This is a genomic window from Peribacillus sp. FSL P2-0133 (assembly GCF_037975445.1).
GTDB classification, from domain to species: domain Bacteria; phylum Bacillota; class Bacilli; order Bacillales; family DSM-1321; genus Peribacillus; species Peribacillus simplex_E.
Map to the genome: position 1 here is coordinate 5,491,608 of NZ_CP150254.1, position 22,781 is coordinate 5,514,388.

The following is a 22,781-nucleotide window of genomic DNA, read 5'->3' on the forward strand; positions in this document are numbered from 1 at the left end:
ATAGAATTCGAGAAAGGCCGTTTTATTTTACATTCATGCGAACTGCTGCTGTGTCATTTGTGACTTTAACCCACTTGTCCGCTTTCCTTTAATTGATCATCTACGAACAAGATGCCCAATTCGTAATGCTCCCCGTCAAAAAGAGCTCTTTGCACAAAACGTATCTGTTCATTATTATCGATGACCTCAAGCTTGCAATGTGCCCGGTTTATTTGGAGCGCCCTGTATAACTCTTCTTCTTCCCTGACGACGACCCCATTTATTTTCGAAATGACCTCGCCTTTTTGCAAGCCCATTTTATCTGCCGGAGATTGAGGGATAACGCCTAAGATCTGGACACCCAGCTTACTTTTCGAAAAATAAAAAGGAAGCTTTTGATCCATTGCCTTTTGGGTATAGTGCAGGAATTCACGACCAAGGATTGCTAAAACAGCCGTTATGATTGCCAATGGTGGGTACCAGTAACCAACTGCCGCCAATATCGTAATCACAATTCCCAATGCTCCTACCTTTTTGCCTTGCGCCCTAATGGCCAGTTCCGGAAGCGTCCCATGAACTTTTTGCTTAAAGCCGATTAAAATGGGCAATACGATCGGCGATAGGGACATGTCCCCGATTGAAAAAACCGGATACCATTCGAAAGGCACTGGAAGTTGTCCTCCAGGAATCATAACGAACATGGGAATTAGCCAGATTCGCTGTGAAACATACACACCTATCGGCTGCCCCCTCTTGGATACCTCCAACTGAGGAGAGACCTTTTCACTTCCATTGCCAGCAATCAAAAACCCTTCAGCAATGAGGAATAACCCTATCAAAATAACAAGTGTCGGATATACGGACCGATCCAGCTGATTAAAGGCATCCTGAAATAAAGTCAGCTGGATATCACTATCATATAAAAAGAAAAGGATAAAGAAGGTGAGTCCCACTGTGTAAACGGGGGAAACAAACCTCTTTTTCATGGATAGCATGGACAAAACTGTAACCACTGCCATGATGAACAGAGCCGCCAAAGGAATGGCTAGTCCAGTAGCCAGCGTGACGAAGGAAAGGATCAATCCCCATATCAATCCTTGAGGTAACATGGAACGCAGCTCCATGGAAAAACTGTAAATCTTCGTATTGAAATCATGGCGTTCCCGTTTAACGCGAAGATAGCCGATGAATAAACAATAGGCAATCGAAACATAAAGCAAAGGATGAAGGAAGAGTTTTCCTAATCCCATTAAGCATGCAGTCAGCCAATCCGTTGTCAATTTCTTTCCACCATCCTCAAAAGTAATCAAAATTTTGTCAAATTTCGTTCTGGTCAGTTACCTCCTATTCTATCAAAAATGTAACCTTCATGCCTATTAAGATGCAGAAAAAGTAGCTTTATCTTAAGTTTCCCCTATACTGCCTTCATGTTCGCAGGCGGGGCTCGATCAAATGCAAAAGAGGCACCGTTCCAAGGGGAACGGTGCGATCAATTTATTTCACTAAATAATTCAAAGCCGTGCGTAACTGAATATCATTATCTTCATCCTGGATCTTATCCAGAATGGCGGATTCCAGATGTGCTGCGGTTTTAGCGTCCAGTTTACCAGTCACATCCAGGCCAAATTGTTTTTGGAATGCCTTTACTGCGATTTCTGTACTCCAATCATAATATCCATCCTCACGACCCGGTTCAAATCCAAGTCCTTTCAGAATGCTTTGGGCATACTGGATTTGTTCATCATTCATATCCCGCTGCAACACCTTCTCAACGGCCAGCTGATGTGCATCAAAATACTCCGGTTGTTTCACTTTGATTGTCGGTTCGATCCCTTTTTTATGGATCCAGTTCCCTGAAGGCGTCAGCCACTTATATAACGTAAGTTTAATCTTACTGCCATCACCCATTGGTACAGCTTGCTGTACTGTACCTTTCCCGAAGGTCTTCTCACCGACCAATGGATAGTCACCCGCCTCTTGCATCGCGCCAGCCAGGATTTCCGAAGCTGAGGCGCTGCCTTTATCCGTCAAGACCGCGATGGGATAACTTTTCGCTTTCTTAAGGCTTGTAAAAAACGATTGTGTTTCCCCTGTTCTTTCCGCAATTTGCAAATAGGGTTTGTCTTTCGTGATAAACTCGCCAAGAATCGTTTCCACACTGGAAAGAAGGCCGCCTGGATTGCCGCGTACATCTATGACCAAGCCCTTGATTCCCTGCTTTTCCAGCTCCTTCAACTGCTTTTTGAAATCAGTCGCAGTATTTTCCGAGAATGTGGTCAACTCGATATAACCGATTTGTTCTCCGGTGACTTCCTTAATTGATGAAAATACGGTATCCAACGGGATTTCGGCACGCATCATATTGAATTCTAGCGGATTGTTCACCCCGGCCCGCTTTATTTCCATTTTGACGGGTGATCCTTTTTCGCCACGGATTTTCAAGCGTGTCTCATACAGATCCAAACCTTCCACACTCTCGCCATTCACCTTAAGGATTTGATCTTTCGGCTTTAATCCTGCTTTTTCAGCAGGTGAATCTTTGTAAGGAGAAACAATGATGACCTTGCCATCTTCCATTCCGATTTCAGTCCCAATCCCTTCAAAAGAGGAGTCCAGGGTTTCATTGAATTGCTTAGCGGTCTCCTTGTCCATATATACGGAATAAGGATCTTTCAACGCAGACAGCATGCCTTGGATGGCACCCTCGACCAGTTTGGAACCGTCCACCTGTTCCACATACTGGCTTACGATCAAACCGTAGGCTTGTTCAACTTTTGCCCATTCCTTATCCTTTGATATTTCTTGGCTTTCATCCATTGCTTCATTCTTGGCCGGAAGGCTTGTCCAATATATGCCCCCCACTGCTCCAATGGCTAGTGACATGATGATTGCTAGAGGAAGTACCCATTTTTTGACCATATTTATCCCCATTTCTGACCTGATATGTATTTCACTATATGAAGGGAATGGAAAGAATATGCTTATAGAAAATGGTGACCCCACACAAAAAAACAGACAAGGAATTTATCCTTGTCTGTTTTTCCATTGATATATTGTGTATTAAATATTTATATAGTTTAATGGATTAACAGCATTTGACTTGCTATAATTCCATGGGCCTTTATGTAGCTCAAAGTGTAAATGCTGACCGAAGGAATGTCCTGTGTTACCCATGATGCCAACTTGTTGACCTTTGGCAACTACAGCACCTTCGCCTACTTGTCTAGAACTTAAGTGTGCATACACAGTAGTCCATTGCTGACCGCCGATTGAATGGGTAACGAAGACGACGTTACCGTATGTACTTGAGAAGTAAGAACGGCTTACGACTCCGTCGGCTGCCGCTACAACTGGAACCGTTCCGCTAGCAGCTATATCGATGCCGGCATGCTGTTTATTCCAACGTTCACCCATTGTTGAAGATACATATCCTGCACTAGGTCTAGTGAAAGTACCAGATGATACAGCTGGCGCTTGACTTACATTAGACGAAGATTGTGAAGATGACGATGATGAGCTGTTGCTTTTTGCACTATATCCTGAAGAAGTGGATTGTTTTTTTGTTTCGGTTGCCTGTGATGCTTGAGAAGCTGCTTGTGCTGCCGCTTGCGCAGCTTCTTGCTCTGCACGTTTTTTCGCTTCAGCTGCCGCTTTTTTACGAGCTGCTTCCAATTCAGCAAGACGTTGATGCTCTAAGCTGATGGCTGATTTGATCGCTTTTTCTTGGGCGGCAAGATTCGCTTTCTCTTCCTCTAGACCCATCTTCTCGTCTTCATGCTTTTTAGTTTGTTGCTTTAATTTCTTAACCAAAGCATCCTTTTCTTGCTTCTGCTGTTTTTGCTGCTTTTGAATTTCCAATAGTTCAGCTTTTGCCACTTCTAAACTGGCTAGCTTCGTTTCTACGGCTTTTTGCTTTTCTTCCAGATCCTTTTTATCCAGCTCATGCTGCTTTAAAATATCGCGGTCGGCTTCAGCGATTGTCGCTACAGCTCCGACACGGTCAACTAAATCCCCAAAACTGGATGATCCGAATAATACTTCAAGGTAGTTCACGTCCCCGCCAGTCTCTTGGAAAGAAAGGGCCCTTTCCTTCAATACTTCATTACGTTTGGCGATCCGCTCTTTTAATACTTTAATCTCTTCTTTCAATGCCTCGATCTCTTTTTTCGTTTGAGTAATTTCAGCATTTTTAGCATCGATCTTTTTTGCGGACTCGGCAATTTTCGCTTCAATGGCAGCAATTTGATCTTCTGCTGTCATTTGCTTATCCTGCAGGTTATCGATTTTCTTTTCCGTTTCGGAAATATTCGATTCAACACCCGAACGTTTATCCTGGATGGATTCTTTCTGTTTTTCTAAATTCGAAATCGACTCAGCATAAACCGAAGGTGCCGCTAGAATGCTTCCCAACCCGATCATAATGGAGGCATTCATGGCAATGATATTTTTTTTCAACGTTTCATTTCCCCTTTCAACCCGTTACATCCATGCCTTGTAACGTCTCTCTATGTCTGGCTTCTTTTGGCTTTCGAGTAAAGATACACTTTTATACTTTCAAGAACTTCCTGACGGACATCAAGCTGCCCCATATCCCGATAACGGCACCAATTACGATGAGGATGGCCGAAACTTGATAAATAAATGGATTTGCAGGCAGGAAATCTATGAATTTGAACGTGATTTGCGGTGCTGCATATTTATATAGATTGTAGTAGAGTACTGCTATCAGACCTATCGGAATGATGGAACCGAGGATTCCCAACCAGAGACCCTCCAAGAAGAATGGCCAACGGATGAACGTATTCGTCGCCCCTACCAACCTCATGATCTCAATTTCTTTTCTTCTGGCTACAATGGTAATTTTAATCGTATTCGAAATCAGGAACATTGCAGTAAATAGTAAGCCTACAATAAGAACGATTCCTATGTTTCTAGCAATATTAACAAAGCTGAATAGTTTCTCGACATAGCCTTGTCCATATTTAACACTTTGGATATACTCCAAACCTTCGATCTTTTTTGCCACCTTGATGACATCTTGCGGGGATTTCGTTTTGATGACATAAACGTCCCTTAATGGGTTATCTTGTTCAAATGGTTTAAAAGCATCACCATTATCTCCTAAATCATCTATTAAATTAGTAAGCTCTTCATCTTTTGGAGAGAAAATCACTGATTCAATGCCGTTCATCTCCATAATTTGCTTACCGATAGCTTTTATATCGTCATCATTCGCCGCATTATCAATATGTGCCCGAACTTCGACATCTTTCTCCACATTTCCCGCGATATGATTTAAATTCATCATGAGCACTAAAAAGACGCCAACCAATGTTAGAGTGACCGTTACTGCACTGACTGAAGCAAACGTCATCCATCCATTACGGCCAATATTTTTAAAACTTTCACGGAAGTGACGGAGCAATGTTCTAAATTTCATATCCGTAATCACCTCGATGTTCATCGCGTACTATTTTTCCACTTTCAATGGCAATGACACGTCGTTTAATATTGTTGACGATGTCCCTATTATGAGTGGCCATGACAAGCGTAGTTCCGCGTTTATTAATTTCTTCAAATATGTTCATGATTTCCCATGATGTTTCGGGATCAAGATTACCTGTAGGCTCGTCGGCTATGACTACCTTAGGGTCATTGACAATCGAACGGGCTATTGCAACCCTTTGCTGCTCCCCACCGGATAACTCTGAAGGCAGCATCCTCGCTTTATGTTTAATGCCAACCAGATCGAGAACTTCCATGACTCTCTTTTTGATTTCTTCTGGTTCCTTTTCAATAACTTCCATGGCAAAAGCAACATTTTCATATGCAGTGAATGTTTGAAGGAGTTTAAAATCTTGGAATACCATACCGATATTACGGCGGAATAGAGGAACTTTCGAATTGCGGATACTTGGCAGGCTAAGGCCATTGACCAAGATATTACCGCTTGTAGGCTTTTCTTCCCTATACATCATTTTGATGAAGGTCGATTTTCCGGCACCGCTCGGACCCACTACATAAACGAACTCGCCTGCCTTTATTTTCACATTGATTCCATTAATGGCAATTACGCCATTTGGATATGTCTTTTTCACATCTATCATTTCTATCATTCTAAAACCACCTAATTTGCTTGGATTATCACTATGTACCAACAGCTTTTTCGACAATTTTCACTGAAATCTGACAGGAATCTCTCTTACTTGAGCACAGAAACATTATAACATCATATTTTGTCAAATTAAGCATAAAAAATATTACAGTTTCATTTCAGTTAGACATATATCAACATCTATGTAATAATTCCAGGTTTTGATTGCTTGATAAGGGATTAAATGTGAGTTGTTTCGAGGTTTTTAAGGAGGCTAAATGAAACGTCCTGCTAAGGCAGGACGTTTCATCTATCATTACTTATGTCCAGCAAGCCATTCAGCGACCATGCTCGCTTCCTTGCCCTGGATTATACCTTTTGGCATTCCACCTTGGCCATTCGCTATGACTTTTTCGATGTCTTCTTTCGAAAGCTTAGAACCGACCTTCGTTAAATTCGGCCCCACGCCGCCTTCAAGATTCACTGCATGACAGCTTGAACATTTGTTTTCATAAATTTTAGCGGCATCACCGGCACCTGCCGTAGTCGTTTCATTATTTTCACTTGCAGGCTCTTTATCTGCAGCATCATCGTTCCCGCCGCATGCAGCCAAGGCCAAAGAAGTACCCAAAACTAAGGCTAACCATTTCACTTTCATTGAATTTACCCCCTCTGATTTATACCAGCACAAGAACATTATACCAATTTCAATCCAGTTTAAAACCCTCCCCAAGTACCTCCGATGCGTCCATTACAATTACAAACGCTTTAGGGTCAACGAGTTTCACCAATTGTTTCAATTTGGTGAATTCCGACTGGTCTATTACGCACATCAAAATTGGACGAGTATCATCCGTATAGCCGCCATACCCGGATATGCCTGTTACACCCCGGTCCAGCTCATGTATGATAGCATCCCTTACTTCCATTTCTTTATTCGTGATAATTAAAGACATCTTCGAATGGTTCAATCCAATCTGGACGAGGTCGATCGTCTTACTTGTCACATATAGCCCTATTAATGCATATAGCCCTTTTTCAATATCAAAAACGATGGCAGCACTTAAAACGATGATTCCATCAATGACAGCCACACAGGTCCCCAATGACAGATGGGTATACTTATGGAAAATCTGTGCCGCCAAATCGGTCCCCCCTGTGGAACCCTTCCCGCGAAAGACGATCCCCAGCCCAAGTCCGACCATCATCCCCCCGCAAATCGAACCAAGCAATGCATCATTCGTCCATGCATCCCAATCCTTTGTCAGAAATACCACTAAAGGCAGAAACAAGGTTCCAATCAGGCTTTTGGCTCCGAAATGTCTTCCAAGGATAATAAGCCCCGCAATGAACAATGGGATATTAAAACCCCAAAGTACATAAGCCGGCTCCCAACCGAGAGTTGAATCGAGAATCGTGCTAATCCCGCTGACCCCGCCAGATGCAACCTGGTTTGGCAGTAAGAATACGTTAAAACCAATGGCAATTATGGCCGAACCGGCAATCACCAATCCATACTCCAATAACTTTTGAACTAAAGGGTGCTTCTGCTCCCGGTATCTTTTCTTCATTTTGCATAAGTCTCCTCGAACCATCATTATTATCTAGTATTGGCCGAACGAGGTAGAGCATCCCTTTTCCATCCTGTAAATGTCAGCCAGAAGATTCGTTAAAAAGGCAATCATAAAAAAAAAGCCGGACCGGGGATACCGGTCCGACTGGCTGATCTTATAATTTTGAACGCAAGTACGCATCAATGAACATATCGATATCCCCATCCATGACCGCTCCCAAGTTTCCGGTCTCCGCACTGGTACGGTGATCTTTAACCATGGAATACGGGTGGAAAACATAAGAACGAATTTGGCTGCCCCAGCCAATTTCCTTTTGCTCACCACGGATTTCATCCAATTCCGCTTGTTGCTGTTCAATTTCACGTTGATACAATTTGGCTTTCAGCATATTCATGGCCTGGGCCTTGTTTTTGATTTGAGATCTCTCGTTTTGGCACGTTACCACGGTGTTCGTAGGTATATGGGTGATCCGGACTGCCGAGTCCGTTGTATTGATATGCTGACCACCTGCACCACTTGCCCGGTACGTATCGATTTTCAAATCTTCCGTACGTACTTCTATATTGATCGTCTCATCGAATTCCGGCATGACTTCACATGAAACGAATGAAGTATGGCGTCTCCCTGAGGAATCGAAAGGAGAGATCCGGACAAGACGGTGGACCCCTTTTTCCGCTTTCAAATAACCATAGGCGTTATGGCCTTTGAAAATTAAAGTGACACTCTTGATTCCAGCTTCATCACCTGGAAGGTAATCAAGGGTTTCCACTTTAAAGCCTCTTTTTTCACCCCATCTTGTATACATACGAAGCAGCATGGAACCCCAATCCTGGGACTCCGTTCCGCCTGCACCAGGATGCAGTTCAAGAATGGCATTTTTCGAGTCATATTCTTCACTTAGTAAAAGTTGAAGTTCAAAGTCATTCATCTTTTGTGAAAGAATCGTGATTTCTTCTTCCAGTTCAGCCAAAAGTTCTTGATCATTCTCCTCTTTCACTAATTCATATGTCAAATCGAGATTTTCATATGATTCATTCAGATCGGACAATTGATTGACTTGTTCTTTCAAAGCATTCGTTTCATTGATGACAATTTGTGCTTTTTGCTGATCATTCCAAAAATCGGGATGTGTCATCTCATTTTCAAGCTGTGCGATTCGTGCCTCTTTTTCATCTAAGTCAAAGAGACCCCCTAAAGTCCGTTAATCGTTGCGCTGTCCGTTCAAGTTCATTTCTTATTTCTGCTAATTCCATTTCTCTTCACCTCATTAAGTATGTTAAAAAAAATCCCTGAAGAGGGATTCGCTTCATTACAAATAAACCTCTTCAAACTATATGCAAATATATTGCTTTATGCAAACTAAACATGAAAAGAGGCGGCAAGCCTCACACTTAACCGTCCCATAATCATTATACACCTAACTTTAGCCTAAATTACCATGACAATTCTTATATTTTTTACCGCTGCCGCATGGGCATAACGCGTTTCGGCCAACGTCTTCCTTTTTACGGGCAGGGGCTTTTTTCACTTTTCCCCCGTCTTCTTCCTTCGGATTGACCGCTTGTCCTTTTATGACTTCCTTACGCTCCAAATTGTTGCGGATTTCAGCCTTCATGATGTATTTGGCGACTTCATCTTCCATTGAAGCAATCATGGCTTCAAACATTGCGAAACCTTCAGATTGATATTCACGTAACGGATCGATCTGGCCATAAGCACGAAGGTGGATCCCTTGGCGCAATTGCTCCATTGCATCAATATGGTCCATCCACTTACTATCGACTGCACGAAGAACGATTACTTTTTCGAACTCACGCATTTGTTCTTCCGATAGCTCTTCTTCTTTTTGGTCATAGCTTTCTTTCACTTTTGCTAAAATGAAATCAACCAATTCCGTTTCATTTTTCCCTTCCAATTCAGCTACAGTGATTGAACCTTCATTAAATAGGTTACCATTCAGGTAATCCACAAGGCCTTGTAAATTCCAGCCTTCCTCATCACCCATTGGTGCAAAGGCGACAACATTTCGCTGGATGGATGCCGTAATCATAGTTTCGACGATTTCACGTAAGTTTTCACTTTCCATGACATCGAAACGCTGTTTATATATAATTTCCCGTTGTTGACGGAGAACATCATCATACTGCAGTAATTGCTTACGTGAATCAAAGTTATTGCCTTCGACCCGTTTCTGTGCGGATTCAACGGCCCTTGTCACCATTTTACTTTGAATTGGCTGAGAATCATCCATTCCAAGGCGTGCCATCATGTTTTTCATGTTATCCGAACCGAAGCGGCGCATCAATTCATCTTCCATTGATAAATAGAATTGAGTGACCCCTGGGTCTCCCTGACGGCCGGAACGACCACGCAGCTGGTTATCTATACGCCTGCTTTCATGACGTTCCGTGCCGATGACAGCAAGGCCTCCAAGCTCCTTGACTCCTTCACCAAGCTTGATATCCGTACCGCGCCCTGCCATGTTCGTAGCAATCGTAACTGAGCCTTGATTACCTGCATTCGCAATGATTTCTGCTTCACGCTCATGGTTCTTGGCATTCAAAACATCGTGAGGGATTCCTTTTTTGGATAAATAGGCGGATATGACTTCAGATGTTTCGATGGCAACCGTACCGACAAGCACAGGCTGACCCTTTTTATAACGCTCGGCGATGTCTTCCACAACAGCCTTGAATTTCCCATCAGTTGTCGCGTATATAAGATCTGCCCTGTCATCCCTAATGATATTCCTGTTTGTCGGGATCGCAATGACATTCATATTATAAATATTGCGGAATTCCTCTTCTTCCGTTTTGGCTGTACCGGTCATACCTGAAAGTTTTTCATACATCCTGAAATAGTTCTGGAATGTAATCGTCGCAAGAGTCATGCTTTCATTTTGAATTTCAAGTCCTTCTTTCGCTTCGATCGCCTGGTGGAGACCTTCACTGTAACGGCGGCCTTTCATCAAACGGCCAGTGAATTGGTCAACGATGACTATCTCGCCTTCCTGGACCACATAATCCACATCCAAATGCATGGAAACATGCGCCTTTAACGCCTGATTGATATGATGATTCAAAGTAACGTGATTAATATCGAACAAATTATCGATATTAAACGCTTTTTCAGCTCGGTTCATCCCATCTTCCGTCAGCTGAACACCTTTTGTCTTTTCATCATATGTGTAGTCCGTTTCTTTTTTTAAGGTTCTCACAAACGCATTGGCCTGGATATAAAGCTGAGCCGATTTTTGTGCGGAACCGGAAATGATCAATGGCGTTCTCGCCTCATCGATCAAAATCGAATCGACCTCATCAATGACAGCAAAGTGCAGCGGGCGCTGTACCATTTGTTCTTTATATAACACCATATTGTCACGAAGGTAATCAAAACCTAACTCATTATTCGTACTGTACGTAATATCCGCATTGTACGCCGCCTGCTTTTCTTCTTTAGAATGACTGTTCAAATTCAATCCGACGGTCAAACCAAGAAAATCATACAATACACCCATCTCGGTGGCATCACGGTGTGCCAAGTATTCATTGACAGTAACGACATGTACACCTTTACCGGTAAGCGCGTTTAAATAAACAGGCATGGTGGATGTCAAGGTTTTACCTTCCCCTGTTTTCATCTCGGAGATATTTCCATCATGAAGGGATGCCCCACCCATGATTTGAACACGGTAAGGATATAAGCCCAGAGCACGCTTTGCACCTTCACGCGCAACCGCAAAAGCCTCGACAAGCAAATCATCAACGGTTTCCCCATTTTGATAACGCTCTTTAAACTCATCCGTTTTGACACGCAACTGTTCATCCGATAGCGCAGCCGTCTCATCAGCCAATGCTTCGACCTGATCGGCGATTTTTTCTAATCGTTTGATTTCTCGCTTATTCGGATCAAAAACTTTATTTAATATATTAAGCATTCAATAACGCTCCTCTATTATGGTAATGATCGTTCAATGACTAAATTCATATAAGTAAGAAGAAACACAACTTCTATTATTACTAATGCACGCTTAATTTTACCACTTCTATTCTAGAGGTACAACTTCATGTCACTTACCTGGTATAGACCTGAATTCAATTCTTGCGAAAAACAATGGATAAATGAGGAGTAAAACTGTTAAAATAGAAGGAAGTATAAAAAATATGTTGCAAACTCCCTACTATTCCATATGTAAATGAGAATTATCCATAACCTTCCATTAGGTGCTATGTCCTCTCTAGCGATAATATGTCAAGGTAATCCAACCATACAGGCGTCATGTTTTGAATGATAAGGTGGGCTACTGAAACTTAATAGCGGAAGATAAATAGAACATGTTTCGAGGTGGTATTGATGATTGGTGAACGTGTAAAAAAACTGCGAGAAGAAAAGAAAATGTCGATGACTGAACTTGCCGATAAAGCGGGTGTGGCAAAGTCTTATTTAAGTTCGCTCGAGCGGAACTTACAAACGAATCCTTCTATTCAATTTCTTGAAAAAATCTCCGCCGTACTTAACATTCCTGTTGATGCCCTGCTTTATGATGCACCAAATAAGGAAACCTTGGACACTGACTGGATGAAAATCGTTGAGGAAGCCATGAATTCGGGTGTTTCAAAACAACAATTCAGGGAATTCATCGAGTTTAATAAATGGAGAAAAGATAAAGAAGAGTAGAGTGGTAGTGCACTAGTTTACCTACATAATCCTGAAGAATACAGTTTGAATAAGCTAGACTCGCCAGAATCTCAAGGAGAAATAAACCCTATAAACAGCTAATGAATCGAACCACTGTTTATAGGGATGTTCTCGATCTTGTTCGAAACCTATTTTCCATCGTTCTCCTCAAAAGATACCTCAAGGCTTCCCCTTTTCAAAAAAGCACTGATTTCCTCTTTTTTGAAACCCAAGCTCCTTGCTTCTGAAATCAATTTCACCCATTCTTGATCCATTGCCACATTAGCCACCTCTTCTACCTCCTAAAATACTCTTTGTATTTCAGGCAGACCAGCCATCATAGTCACAAGGACCTTAGACCTGTGCCTTTGCGCCCTAATCTTTCAATAAGTTTGCCTTTGTCATGGTACTTATTACCAAATACAATGCCTATAATCATATTATAACGGATACATACTCCATATATTGCTATTTTATGTCGGTAATCCACATAAAAGCAAAAACTTTTATCCGACAAAATATTACAAAATTAAGAAAATTCATAGTGCAGGTAATTTATCATGGACTAATTCAATTTCGCTTTTTTGTATAATAGTGAATATTGCTTCTCTTAATATTTCGTTGGGGTGTATTGATTCTCTCAATTATAAGTGCATCGAGGGCTTTTTGCGCAGTTAAATCCTCACCGCAGATCGCGGGCAAAGCCACCTTCCATATTCCGCACTGCTAAAAGAAGCCCTATGGCATGTATGGCAATTCTTTTGATACATATTATCCAACCCCTCTGCACCTTAATCAAATTGTTTATAAATAACTAGTTGTTCTTTTTAAAGAACTAACAATTCGAGTATAGTGCAAAAGTTAGGGGTGTTTAAATAGGTAAAACTGACTATTTATCTTAATGAAGAACACTTTATGTTCTTTTAAATGAACTTTTCGGTGTTTTAGAGAACAAAATTTTAAATCCAACAGCCAACGAATTCTATTAAAAAAGCACAACCCAGAGGCTGGGTTGTGCTTTTGATCTTAGATTAATAGTTAACTAGGTTCAATCAATCCATAGCGCCCATCTTTTCGGCGGTACACTACGTTTGTTGTATTAGTATCCGCATTCGTGTAAACGAAGAAACTGTGACCAAGCATATTCATTTGTAAAATCGCTTCTTCACTGTCCATCGGCTTTAAATCAAAGCGCTTATTGCGGACCACTTCAATATCATTATCGTCTTCGAATTCATCCACCACCTCGTCAACATCCGTATTGAAGGCGAATGCATCGGGTGTCGTCGATAGATTATTCCGGAACTTACGGTTGACCTTCGTTTTATGTTTACGAATTTGGCGTTCAAGCTTATCATTGATCAAGTCAATGGCAGCATACATATCCGCATTTTCCTCTTCAGCGCGAAGAACCAAATTCTGCATAGGAATCGTCACTTCGACCTTAGATGTATTATTGTTCACTTTTAAATTCACTAACACATTTGCATCTGGTGTATTGTTAAAATATCGTTCTAACTTGCCAATTTTCTTTTCGACGTATTCTCGAATTGCTGGAGTTACCTCAATGTTTTCACCGCGTACGTTGTAATTCATAAAGTGAGTCCTCCTTAAATTAAGACTATACAGTTAGATTCTACAATACCCCTCCGGTTTCCTTTAGAAACACATCATGAAATATGTCGAAATAATGAAACAATTGTCGGAAGGTTTGGAAAGGGTTGATGTCTGCCCTAGCTTCATTATATCAAATGCTATGCTATAAAGAAAAAATTAAGCCTATATTATTTACAGAAAATTTAAAAATATTTAACATAAAAACCGTTTGGAATCCAAACGGCAGGGTAATCAGTTTCTTTTATCATAAAATATGCCATCCACTGATAGACTTTCATACGGGTTCGTGTATTTATTGGACGATCGTTTCTTCTTATTTATTTCCTGGATATCCCGCTGTATCTCCTGCTTTTGGAGCTTAAGCAAGTGATCGACCTGTTGGTTGAGCAACAGTACTGCACGGCCCAATTGTTGCTCTTCACCAGTAAAAGGCGGTTTGATTTGAGAAAGAAGCCCATCCCGATGATCAATCAGCTTTGTGATCCTTTCTATTTTATCATCACGCTCTGTGATCGTGCGATCTTCCAGAACGGCAAGCAATTCAGCAGTCAAATCATGAAAGGTTCTAATTACCATTACACTTGACCGCTTTGGGTAAATTGTTTTTTCCGATTGATCTTAATTACTTCCTTCCAAGTATTCCGGAACTCAGTAACAAGTCCTTCCACTTCTTCCAAGGCAGAAACGTCATTTTTCATATTCGCTTCGATCAGACGCCGGTTCATGAAATCATACAGACTCATCATATCTTTGGATACATCCGTATCCATATTCAGCGTCACCATCAATTCGCGGATAATATTTTGCGCCTTGATGATGTTCGTATTCTTCGCTTCGATATTTCCTGCTTCAATGCCCTTCTTCCCAAGCATGATGAACTTCAAACAGCCATTATAAAGCATTAATGTAAGCTCTCCCGGGGATGCTGTATTGACTGAATTTTGCTGATACGATTGATATGGATTATTTATCGCCATACTTAACTTCCTTTCCAACTTACCTTAACTAAAATAAGAAGCTAACGATGCACTTTGGCTGTTTGCCTTTTGAATCGCTTTTTCCATCGCCGTGAACTGGTTGTAGTAACGTGATTCCAATTTCGTTAACTTTGCTTCAAATGTTGAGATCTTCTTGTCCAGCCCGTCAACCAATTTTCCGATTGTAAAATTGTTATTAACATAGCCGGCCTTTCCGGCTTTTTCAGTAATCACCTTCATCGATGATTCTATATCATCCCTCAACCGGCGCGCGAGGCCTTTGTCGCTCTTTTCCGAACCATTGGCCATGAACATATCATAAATCTCATTGGGATCCTCACTAATGGCTGTCCGGAGCTTGTCCTCATCAATCATTAATTTACCGCCCTCCAAATAATTCTTGGTCGTGGTGATCCCCAAACTGCTGAGATTGTTTTTTCCAGTGATTCCATCCACCGAGGTGTATAGAGATGACCTCATTGTGGTCAGGAGACTTTTTAATGTCGAATCACTTTTTAACGTTCCGCTCTTCGCTTTTTCTTCCCACAGCTTCACTTCATCCTCCGTCATCGCCTTCTTTTGCTCAGAGGTAAGCGGCGTAAAGGAGCGATATTTCGCTTCGCCCGTTTTATCTTGAACCTTTTTAATGACTTCATTGTATTTATTCACAAACTGAGTGATTGTATCCAGGATGGCATCCACATCTGCTTTTGATGAGAATGTGACTGTATCGGTCGTTTTTTGCTTTACCGTTATTTCCGCTCCATTAATCTGAAACGTATTCGAAGGCCGGGAAATTCCCAGTCCATTATAAACAATGGACGCATTTTCCCCTTTTGAGCCGCCAGCCCCTTCATTGTTACTGCCCAGTTTTAACGTATCGAAAAAATCTCCGGTGCCTCCCAATTCAATTTCAGGCCGACCTTTAACATCACCGGTATTTTTAGCAGTGATGGAAAACTGCTGGGACGTTTCATCGAAAAATAGAGTCACTCCCGAGTTAGCGTTAATTTTATTTATCACACTCTCTAACGTATCGTCCGCATTAAGGGTAAGCGTGTACGGTTTTTCCACTGTCACTCCATCTTTTACTTCCGTATCAAAACCGCCATTTTTATTGATGGCGAGTATCGTAATATCTTGTGGTGTCGTGAAACCCAATTCCGATAGTTTCTTTTTGGGGTCGGTAACAGCTGATTTTTCCGTACTTGTCATGGTTGCTGCTTTAGCAAGTCCATTCACTTGTATATTCCCGGAAAAATCACTGGTCGAATTCACATTTCTCACTGATACAGCATCTGGATTCGATACCGACACCTTCTTTTTAATGAAAGAAGACTGCTTCCCGATTCCATCACGAATGAGCGTATCCAATTCTGATAAAGCTGTATTTACCGAACGGTAATCATCCCGCTGCCACTCGGAATACTGCTTTTTCTGTGTTAATTTATCCAACGGCACCCGTTCTGCCTGCATCATGCTCTTAACTAGTTCATCAATATCCATCCCGCTTGCTAAACCACTGATTCGTACCAAAATAAATCACCCGCTTATATTTTTTCATCCACCATGATGCCGACAAACTCCGTCATTGCCGCATAGAAATCCAATAACTTCTTCGGCGGAATTTCCCTGATCGTCTCATCCGTCGCGTCATCGACTACCTTGACAAAGTACTCATCCGGCTTCTCGTGATATTCAAAACGAACGGCCGTATGTGTCGGATTCAGGAAGGTGTTCAAACTATCCACCATTTCCTGCACCTTTTCTTTTAAAGGCTCATCAGTAGATTCCACACTTTGTTCCGAATAGGCAAGCGTATTCATTTCCCGCTGATAATATGCACTGATTCCTTCCGAGATTGCTGTTCTATGTTGTGAGGAAAGAATATTCGTGGACAAGCTCTCCAGCATCTAAATAGCCCCCAATATGATGTCTTTACTTTTTATATCGGTTCTTACAGTTTTATATTTAGTAAAGCTTTTTGATTTTGGTTTCAACTGTAGACTATCATGAATGATCTTTTTCTATAAAAGAGATTCTACTAAAAAACTCCAGAAGAATAACTGGAGTCTAGTTGATTTCCACTCCAGGCACTCGCTTTCCGCGGGCGGTCCGGGATCCTCCTCGGCGCTTTTGCGCCTGCGGGGTCTCCCTTGGACACGTATCTCCCGCAGGAGTCTCGCACACCCGCTCCAATCAACCTTGTTTTAACATTTAGATAGAAATCCTTTTATCTACAGTCTTTTTTTAAAATTAGAAAGATTAAAACTGAGGGTGATAATCACTTCTCTACGTTCGGAAAAAATTATGACTGATGATTTTAATTTATAGAACTCCCTTTTTATTCAAATGAATCTGCGAACATACTAGGAATGGATATATCCCATCCAGCTTGTGATTGATAGCTGTGTTCACCAGTCATTTCACCATATACAGTAATCACATCTTCATCTACGTATTTTGTAGTCCCATCATACTCAATGAAGATAATATCATTAGGATTGTAGCCATAAGATTCCTTGGTGGTAGATAAACGGATGGTCCCTTACTTTTTAAGGGTCAGTAATCCCACTTTTCTGCATCGTAGTGTTCCTTGCACCCTTCAATCAGTACAAATAAAAGAGCCTAACACAAAGTGTCAGACCCTTTATTAGGCTAACTATTTAATTACCGAAGTAACTGAAGAACGCCCTGCGGTTGCTGATTTGCTTGAGCTAGCATTGCTTGTGAAGCTTGCGCCAAGATAGAGTTTTTAGTTTGCTCCATCATTGTTTTAGCCATATCTGTATCACGAACACGTGATTCAGCAGCTGTCAGGTTTTCAGAAGAAGTACCTAAGTTGTTGATCGTATGCTCTAAACGGTTTTGGTTAGCGCCTAGTTTAGAACGTTCTGCTGAAACAGTGTCAATCGCAGATTGAATTTTTGTAATAGCAGCTGATGCGTTTTTAGCGTTAGAAACATCCAGGCCAGATTCAACACCTGTAGAATCTGTACCATTGCTTACATTTGTATCAGTTGTGAAGCCTGTACCAGTACCAGTCAATCCAAGAGCACTTGCACGCATATCACCAATTTCAAGTGTCAGGCTTTGATTTTCGTTTGCACCGATTTGGAATTGAAGACCTGCTCCAGCTTCAACAGCTTCTTTGGCTTTTACTTCCGCAGACCCATCTACAGTTTCAGCAGCATCTACAGATAGACCGCCAGTTCCAGTGATAGTTGCTGCAGTTGCAGATTCAGCTCCAGTCTTTTGTTCTAATTTAAGTTGTCCGCCATCTTTAGTTGCAGTGTACTTAGCGCTTAATTCAGCATCTGCTCCAATAGCAGCAATTAATCCATCAAGATCTGTGAACTCTCCGGCAGCGGCATCATCAGCAGCGGCAACTGTAAATGTTTTTCCATCTACCACTACTGTGTCGCCTGCAGTTGTACTTAATGTTCCTGTTGATGTTACGCTACCGGCCACGGCAGGAGCAGCTTCCACTGCTGCTTGAGCTGCAGTTGCTGAATCCTTAGAACCATTCAATAATTTCTGTGTATTGAATTCAGTAGTGTTACCGATACGGTTGATTTCAGATGTTAATGAATCCATTTCCTTTTGGATTTCTCCCCGGTCACTAGTTGTATTAGTATCCGTTGATGCCTGTGTAGCAAGCTCACGCATGCGTTGAAGGATGTCAGTCGTTTCGTTCAATGCACCTTCAGCAGTTTGGATCAAAGAGATGGCATCTTGTGAGTTACGGGAAGCTTGGTCCAATCCGCGGATTTGTCCACGCATTTTTTCAGAGATTGCAAGACCGGCTGCATCATCGCCTGCACGGTTGATGCGCATGCCTGAAGCTAGTTTCTCCATTGATTTGGATTGTGCATTCGTTGCACTTGATAATTGACGGTGCGTGTTTAGAGCTGAAATATTGTGATTGATAATCATTTATGTTTCCTCCTTGAGTCTTAAGTCCCCACGTCCATGTGGTTGTTTACGATGGGCAGTGAATAAGTCGGCCGCATATTTCACAGCCCATCGTTGTATAGTTAATATCGACCTGCTTGGAAACATATTTAGCGGATTTTACGATTTTTTCTTGAAATACTCATTTATATTTTCCAGAAAATTGGTTTCTGCTTTTGAGGCTTTTCTATTTTCCTGCTGGATGGACAGGTAGACTTCCTTCCTATGGATATCGACGTTTTTAGGGGCATTGATCCCCAGTTTGATCTGTTCCCCCTCAACGGACAGGATCGTAATTTCGATATCATCGCCAATCATGATCGCTTCATTTGGTTTTCTGGTCAATACGAGCATCATTTCCCCCCCTGTTCTGCTGGAGGTTCAAACAGTCTGTGCTTTGTAAGGTATTCACTAGCATTCATGATAAATTGCTTACCCACTTTTTTAGGTCCGTTTATGATGATGGGAGCTTGGAGATTGGCCGTCGTTTCATTGAAAGGGTCCTGGATCGTTAAGATGACGAAAGTGATGACTTCCAGTTCCGTTTCAATTTGTAAAGAAGATAACACCTCATCCGTAAGCTTCACTTCGTAATCATGAAACACTTCAAAAGGATCTGTCACAATGAAGGCAAGCTCTTTTGTTTCTATCGATTGCAGGACGAAAAAGGGCGTGTCATCCAAAGCTAGCAAGCAAAACTGTTTTTCTTCTAAAAATCCTGGTATCCCGCTTTCAAATACATAAATCTCTTTCTCTGCCAATTCGAGTTCGCCATGAAATTTTGTTTGTATGATCATCTATGTTTTCACTCCCCTATCTCACCCGAAAATAAATTGATGAAATCTATATCCAGCGCATATTTTTGTAGAATTTCGACATCCACACTTCCTGGTGTGTATGTATGGTTCGCCCCATTGATTTGAGCATCAATGATCGGTTTTTGTACGGTTGCTTCAATCTTCACTTCCGCTGGCTGATAGTCAAGCTTTACGCTGAATGGTGAGGGAATCCAGCCGAGATTGAACTGCTTCTCAGGTCCTTTGCTGTTTTGCCTGGCCTGTTCAGCGAGTGGATTACCGCCTTTCTCAATATGCCTCAGCTCCGTTCCCTGCTGAGCACGTCTTGCCATACCCGCCAGCCAATCTTGATATCCCTGCTTCGCAAATTCATCGACTCTTCTTGAGAGGCTTTTCAAATCCATGTCTTCCCTTGCTTGTGACTGATCGATCGTCAGTTTGCCTGGAGTCGTTTGAATTTCCAGTATGGCTTGCGGCTGTTCGATAGATTGGACCGCCGCCTTCTGTTCGATTTGCTGTACAGGCTGCTCTAGATTCAATCCAATCTTCATTGGGGTGGATTGCAATCTGATTTGCGGAATCTGCATCATCAACACTCCTTATAGAAAAAAGCTATCCATTTAAGAATAGCTTAGCGAAGAAAATCCATTAAACTCGGTTGCATGATTTTTGCTCCGATACTTAATGCAGCACTATGGACACTTTCTTGGGTCGTCAAATCCATGATCGCCTTTTCGATATCGACATCCTCATTTTTCGAAAGGATTTCAGTGGCAAAAACCTCCTGCTGCTTGAGACGGTCCGTCATCAGCTCAATCCGATTCTGCCTTGCGCCAACCTGTGCCTGCATGCCTAAGAAAGTATTTATCGTTGCGTCAAGCCCTTCAAGCGTCCCGCTCACGTCCCCGCCGTTTTCGAGTGCATCGATCGTCCGGTCGATGCTTCCGCCGGCAGCGAGTGCATCACCAAAAATCTTGGATCCGTCCGTATTGATTTTAAGGGAAAGCCCGGAAAACACTTCAAGGTTTATGTCCCCTGTGCCATACACCGTATTTCCATTCGCATCTTTAACGGACGATGGTCTAACATTCGTATCCTGACCGTTGAAAATATACTTCCCGCCAATTTGTGTGTCGCCAAGAGTTATGAGATGTTCTTTTAATTGTTTAATTTCTTCAGTAATGGTTTTAAGTTGTTCCCCTTCATACGTGCCATTGCTGCCTTGAACGGTTAATTCACGAATCCGCTGCATGGCTGAAACCGCTTCCGTAATGGCATCATCCGTGCTGTCGATCCAATTGGTCGCCTCGGCAATGTTACTTTGATACTGCCCTATTTGATTGAGGTTTGTCCGGTACCCCATTCCCATCATGGCTGCAACAGGGTTATCGGATGGTTTGGAGAATTTCTTTTGAGAGGAAACCTGCTCTTGCAGCTTGGACATCTTTTCGTAACTGCTGCTTAAATTGCTCAACATATTATTGGTTAGCATCGATTGCGTTACCCGCATGTTCGTCCCCTCCTATCATCTGCCTGCCGTACCCATTCCGTTTATGATTTTATCGAGCATTTCATCCATCATCGTCATCATTCTTGCAGATGCGTTGTATGCCTGCTGGAATTTGATCATGTCTGTCATTTCTTCATCAAGGGATACGGAACTGACGGACTCCCTATTTTGATTGACCGATGCAGCAAGCACGACAGAATTGGAAAGGTTCTTTTGGGCGCTTTGGGAATCCACGCCAAGCTTTCCGATGATACCGGAATAATAGGTGTCGAAGTTTCCCGTCAATTCGTCAGAGTTTTGGTCTTTAGTCGAGTACTCACTGAACGCCTTCTTTTTAAGGTCAGCCAGGAGTTTGGCATTTTCATTATCACCGGATGCCCCTCCGCTTTTTCCGCCTGCGGCTATTTTTGCGGGATCCTTAACGATTTCACTATTCACCTTGATGCTTTGGGCGGCACTCTTACCAGGTTCAAGTTCAAAGAAGTTCAATGTTGAAGTGTTGTCATCACCTAAGGCATACCCTTGTTTATGGATGGCATTGAACTCATTCACAAAAGCCGTCGTCATATTATCGAGCTTTTTCAGCATATCAGGATAAGCGCCGCCGATCGTGCCATCAGCCTTCTTATAGCCGAAGCTTTTGATCAAACCGGATAGTTCTCCCGAGAAATTGTAATCCGTCAATGTTTTCGAACCGAATTGCAATCCGTCTACCATACCCGTCTTTTTATCATGGCTAACTTCAACTTTCGAAGTTCCCGCCATCCCGGTTTGGTTAACACTGACAAGATTGATGGGCGGCGCAAAAGACGAACCGTCTTCTTGCATCAATTCGATGTTGTATAGCCCTGTAGCCACATCGCTGGCTCTGCCGTAATCCGTCGGAATGACGTTATTCACTTTAATGCTGACAAGCCGCGAGAGATTGTCCACGAGTACATCACGTTTATCATAAAGGTCATTGGGGACATAACCATGCGGCTCCACTTTACTGATCTGTTGGTTAAGCTGATCAATACTGCTGATGAGCGTATTAATTTCGTTCGCTTTGACGTTTATCTGATTGCCTATATCCGTTTGAACATTCGTTAGCGAGTTGTAGTAGTAGTTCAGGGTATCCGCGACCATGACACCCGTCGAGGCAACGACTTCACGAGCCCCGGAGTTTTCCGTATTGGCCGTCAGCCCCTGCAGCGAATTCCAGAACTTCCCCATCGTGGCGGCTAATCCGCTGTCGGTCGGTTCGTTCATGACCCCTTCCATTTTCGTCAGGGATTCGCTCATGGCCCCGTAATAACCGATTTTATTACTTTGTGTCCTGTATTGTGCATCCAGGAAACTGTCGCGGATCCGCTGAACCGTTTCAGCTGCCACCCCTGTCCCGATTTGGCCGGCAACACGCGGGCTGTTCAAACCGACGGTAGGAAAGCCCGACGTCTGGACCAAGTTGACCCGCTGCCTTGAATATCCTAAAGTATTGGCATTGGCCACATTATTTCCTGTTGTATACAATACTCCTTGAGAGGTGGATAATCCGCGTTTGGCGGTCTCAAGACCCATAAAGGTTGAAATCATTTGCTCGCACCTCCATCTTCTTTCTGC

Annotated in this window: 22 protein-coding genes and 1 riboswitch; of the genes, 1 reads left to right on the forward strand and 21 read right to left on the reverse strand. The window is 42.4% G+C overall.

The features are described from left to right. Nucleotides 1–65: 65 nt before the first annotated feature. The 9 genes from MKY17_RS26610 to secA form a co-directional block, all read right to left on the reverse strand. Entirely contained in the window at nt 66–1,259 is a 1,194-nt protein-coding gene (locus MKY17_RS26610; protein WP_098371666.1) for a PDZ domain-containing protein, read from the reverse strand. Between the two features lie 214 nt (nt 1,260–1,473). Beyond that, the gene (locus MKY17_RS26615; RefSeq protein WP_098371570.1) at nt 1,474–2,898 is read right to left on the reverse strand and encodes a S41 family peptidase; all 1,425 of its coding nucleotides are present in this window, start codon (nt 2,896–2,898) and stop codon (nt 1,474–1,476) included. Between the two features lie 141 nt (nt 2,899–3,039). Further along, nucleotides 3,040–4,434, reverse strand: a complete 1,395-nt coding sequence (locus tag MKY17_RS26620) for a M23 family metallopeptidase (protein ID WP_098371571.1) — start codon at nt 4,432–4,434, stop codon at nt 3,040–3,042. A 91-nt stretch (nt 4,435–4,525) separates the two neighbouring features. Further along, nucleotides 4,526–5,419, reverse strand: coding sequence for a permease-like cell division protein FtsX (ftsX, locus tag MKY17_RS26625; RefSeq protein WP_098371572.1), 894 nt, complete (start codon nt 5,417–5,419; stop codon nt 4,526–4,528). Further along, nucleotides 5,409–6,095, reverse strand: a complete 687-nt coding sequence (gene ftsE / locus MKY17_RS26630; RefSeq protein WP_076368273.1) for a cell division ATP-binding protein FtsE — start codon at nt 6,093–6,095, stop codon at nt 5,409–5,411. The genes ftsX and ftsE overlap by 11 nt, the downstream gene beginning before the upstream one ends. 294 nt (nt 6,096–6,389) lie before the next feature. After that, complete coding sequence (gene cccB, locus MKY17_RS26635; protein ID WP_076368274.1) at nt 6,390–6,731, reverse strand: cytochrome c551; 342 nt, start codon at nt 6,729–6,731, stop codon at nt 6,390–6,392. A 49-nt stretch (nt 6,732–6,780) separates the two neighbouring features. Further along, complete coding sequence (locus MKY17_RS26640; RefSeq protein WP_098371573.1) at nt 6,781–7,644, reverse strand: YitT family protein; 864 nt, start codon at nt 7,642–7,644, stop codon at nt 6,781–6,783. Between the two features lie 157 nt (nt 7,645–7,801). Beyond that, nucleotides 7,802–8,900 (reverse strand): peptide chain release factor 2 gene (gene prfB, locus MKY17_RS26645; protein ID WP_283899583.1). Its coding sequence is split into 2 segments (ribosomal slippage): nt 7,802–8,836 and nt 8,838–8,900, totalling 1,098 coding nucleotides; the frame shifts between segments, so codons are not numbered across the junction. A gap of 170 nt (nt 8,901–9,070) precedes the next feature. After that, nucleotides 9,071–11,584: a preprotein translocase subunit SecA gene (gene secA / locus MKY17_RS26650; protein WP_098371575.1), complete on the reverse strand. Its 2,514-nt coding sequence runs from the start codon at nt 11,582–11,584 to the stop codon at nt 9,071–9,073. A gap of 416 nt (nt 11,585–12,000) precedes the next feature. Here secA and MKY17_RS26655 point away from each other — a divergent pair, with 416 nt between their 5' ends. Next, a complete protein-coding gene (locus tag MKY17_RS26655) occupies nt 12,001–12,324 on the forward strand; it encodes a helix-turn-helix domain-containing protein (protein ID WP_063233922.1) in 324 nt (107 codons plus the stop codon). A 149-nt stretch (nt 12,325–12,473) separates the two neighbouring features. Here the strand turns inward: MKY17_RS26655 and MKY17_RS26660 are convergent, their stop codons facing one another. The 12 genes from MKY17_RS26660 to flgK all read right to left on the reverse strand — a co-directional run bounded on the left by MKY17_RS26660 (nt 12,474) and on the right by flgK (nt 22,754). Further along, nucleotides 12,474–12,614, reverse strand: a complete 141-nt coding sequence (locus tag MKY17_RS26660) for an anti-repressor SinI family protein (RefSeq protein ID WP_098371576.1) — start codon at nt 12,612–12,614, stop codon at nt 12,474–12,476. A 31-nt stretch (nt 12,615–12,645) separates the two neighbouring features. Continuing rightward, nucleotides 12,646–12,731: riboswitch (cyclic di-GMP riboswitch) on the reverse strand. 631 nt (nt 12,732–13,362) lie between these two features. Beyond that, on the reverse strand, nt 13,363–13,920 hold the full coding sequence (raiA, locus tag MKY17_RS26665; protein WP_098371577.1) for a ribosome-associated translation inhibitor RaiA: 558 nt from the start codon (nt 13,918–13,920) through the stop codon (nt 13,363–13,365). A 252-nt stretch (nt 13,921–14,172) separates the two neighbouring features. Further along, entirely contained in the window at nt 14,173–14,517 is a 345-nt protein-coding gene (locus MKY17_RS26670; RefSeq protein ID WP_098371578.1) for a flagellar protein FliT, read from the reverse strand. Beyond that, on the reverse strand, nt 14,517–14,918 hold the full coding sequence (gene fliS, locus MKY17_RS26675) for a flagellar export chaperone FliS (protein WP_098371579.1): 402 nt from the start codon (nt 14,916–14,918) through the stop codon (nt 14,517–14,519). Before fliS ends, MKY17_RS26670 begins: the two co-directional genes overlap by 1 nt. Nucleotides 14,919–14,942: 24 nt before the next feature. After that, on the reverse strand, nt 14,943–16,454 hold the full coding sequence (locus MKY17_RS26680) for a flagellar hook-associated protein 2 (RefSeq protein ID WP_098371580.1): 1,512 nt from the start codon (nt 16,452–16,454) through the stop codon (nt 14,943–14,945). Between the two features lie 14 nt (nt 16,455–16,468). Further along, nucleotides 16,469–16,831 (reverse strand): flagellar protein FlaG, encoded by a 363-nt coding sequence (gene flaG, locus MKY17_RS26685; RefSeq protein WP_098371581.1) that lies wholly within the window; start codon nt 16,829–16,831, stop codon nt 16,469–16,471. Between the two features lie 757 nt (nt 16,832–17,588). Then, a complete protein-coding gene (locus MKY17_RS26690) occupies nt 17,589–18,854 on the reverse strand; it encodes a flagellin (RefSeq protein ID WP_098371582.1) in 1,266 nt (421 codons plus the stop codon). A 138-nt stretch (nt 18,855–18,992) separates the two neighbouring features. Continuing rightward, nucleotides 18,993–19,226, reverse strand: a complete 234-nt coding sequence (gene csrA, locus MKY17_RS26695) for a carbon storage regulator CsrA (RefSeq protein WP_098371583.1) — start codon at nt 19,224–19,226, stop codon at nt 18,993–18,995. Then, the gene (fliW, locus tag MKY17_RS26700) at nt 19,226–19,669 is read right to left on the reverse strand and encodes a flagellar assembly protein FliW (protein WP_098371584.1); all 444 of its coding nucleotides are present in this window, start codon (nt 19,667–19,669) and stop codon (nt 19,226–19,228) included. Before fliW ends, csrA begins: the two co-directional genes overlap by 1 nt. An 8-nt stretch (nt 19,670–19,677) precedes the next feature. Next, entirely contained in the window at nt 19,678–20,256 is a 579-nt protein-coding gene (locus MKY17_RS26705; protein ID WP_098371585.1) for a DUF6470 family protein, read from the reverse strand. A gap of 44 nt (nt 20,257–20,300) precedes the next feature. Further along, the gene (gene flgL, locus MKY17_RS26710) at nt 20,301–21,179 is read right to left on the reverse strand and encodes a flagellar hook-associated protein FlgL (protein WP_098371586.1); all 879 of its coding nucleotides are present in this window, start codon (nt 21,177–21,179) and stop codon (nt 20,301–20,303) included. 15 nt (nt 21,180–21,194) lie between these two features. Beyond that, a complete protein-coding gene (gene flgK, locus MKY17_RS26715) occupies nt 21,195–22,754 on the reverse strand; it encodes a flagellar hook-associated protein FlgK (RefSeq protein WP_098371587.1) in 1,560 nt (519 codons plus the stop codon). Between the last annotated feature and the right edge of the window lie 27 nt (nt 22,755–22,781).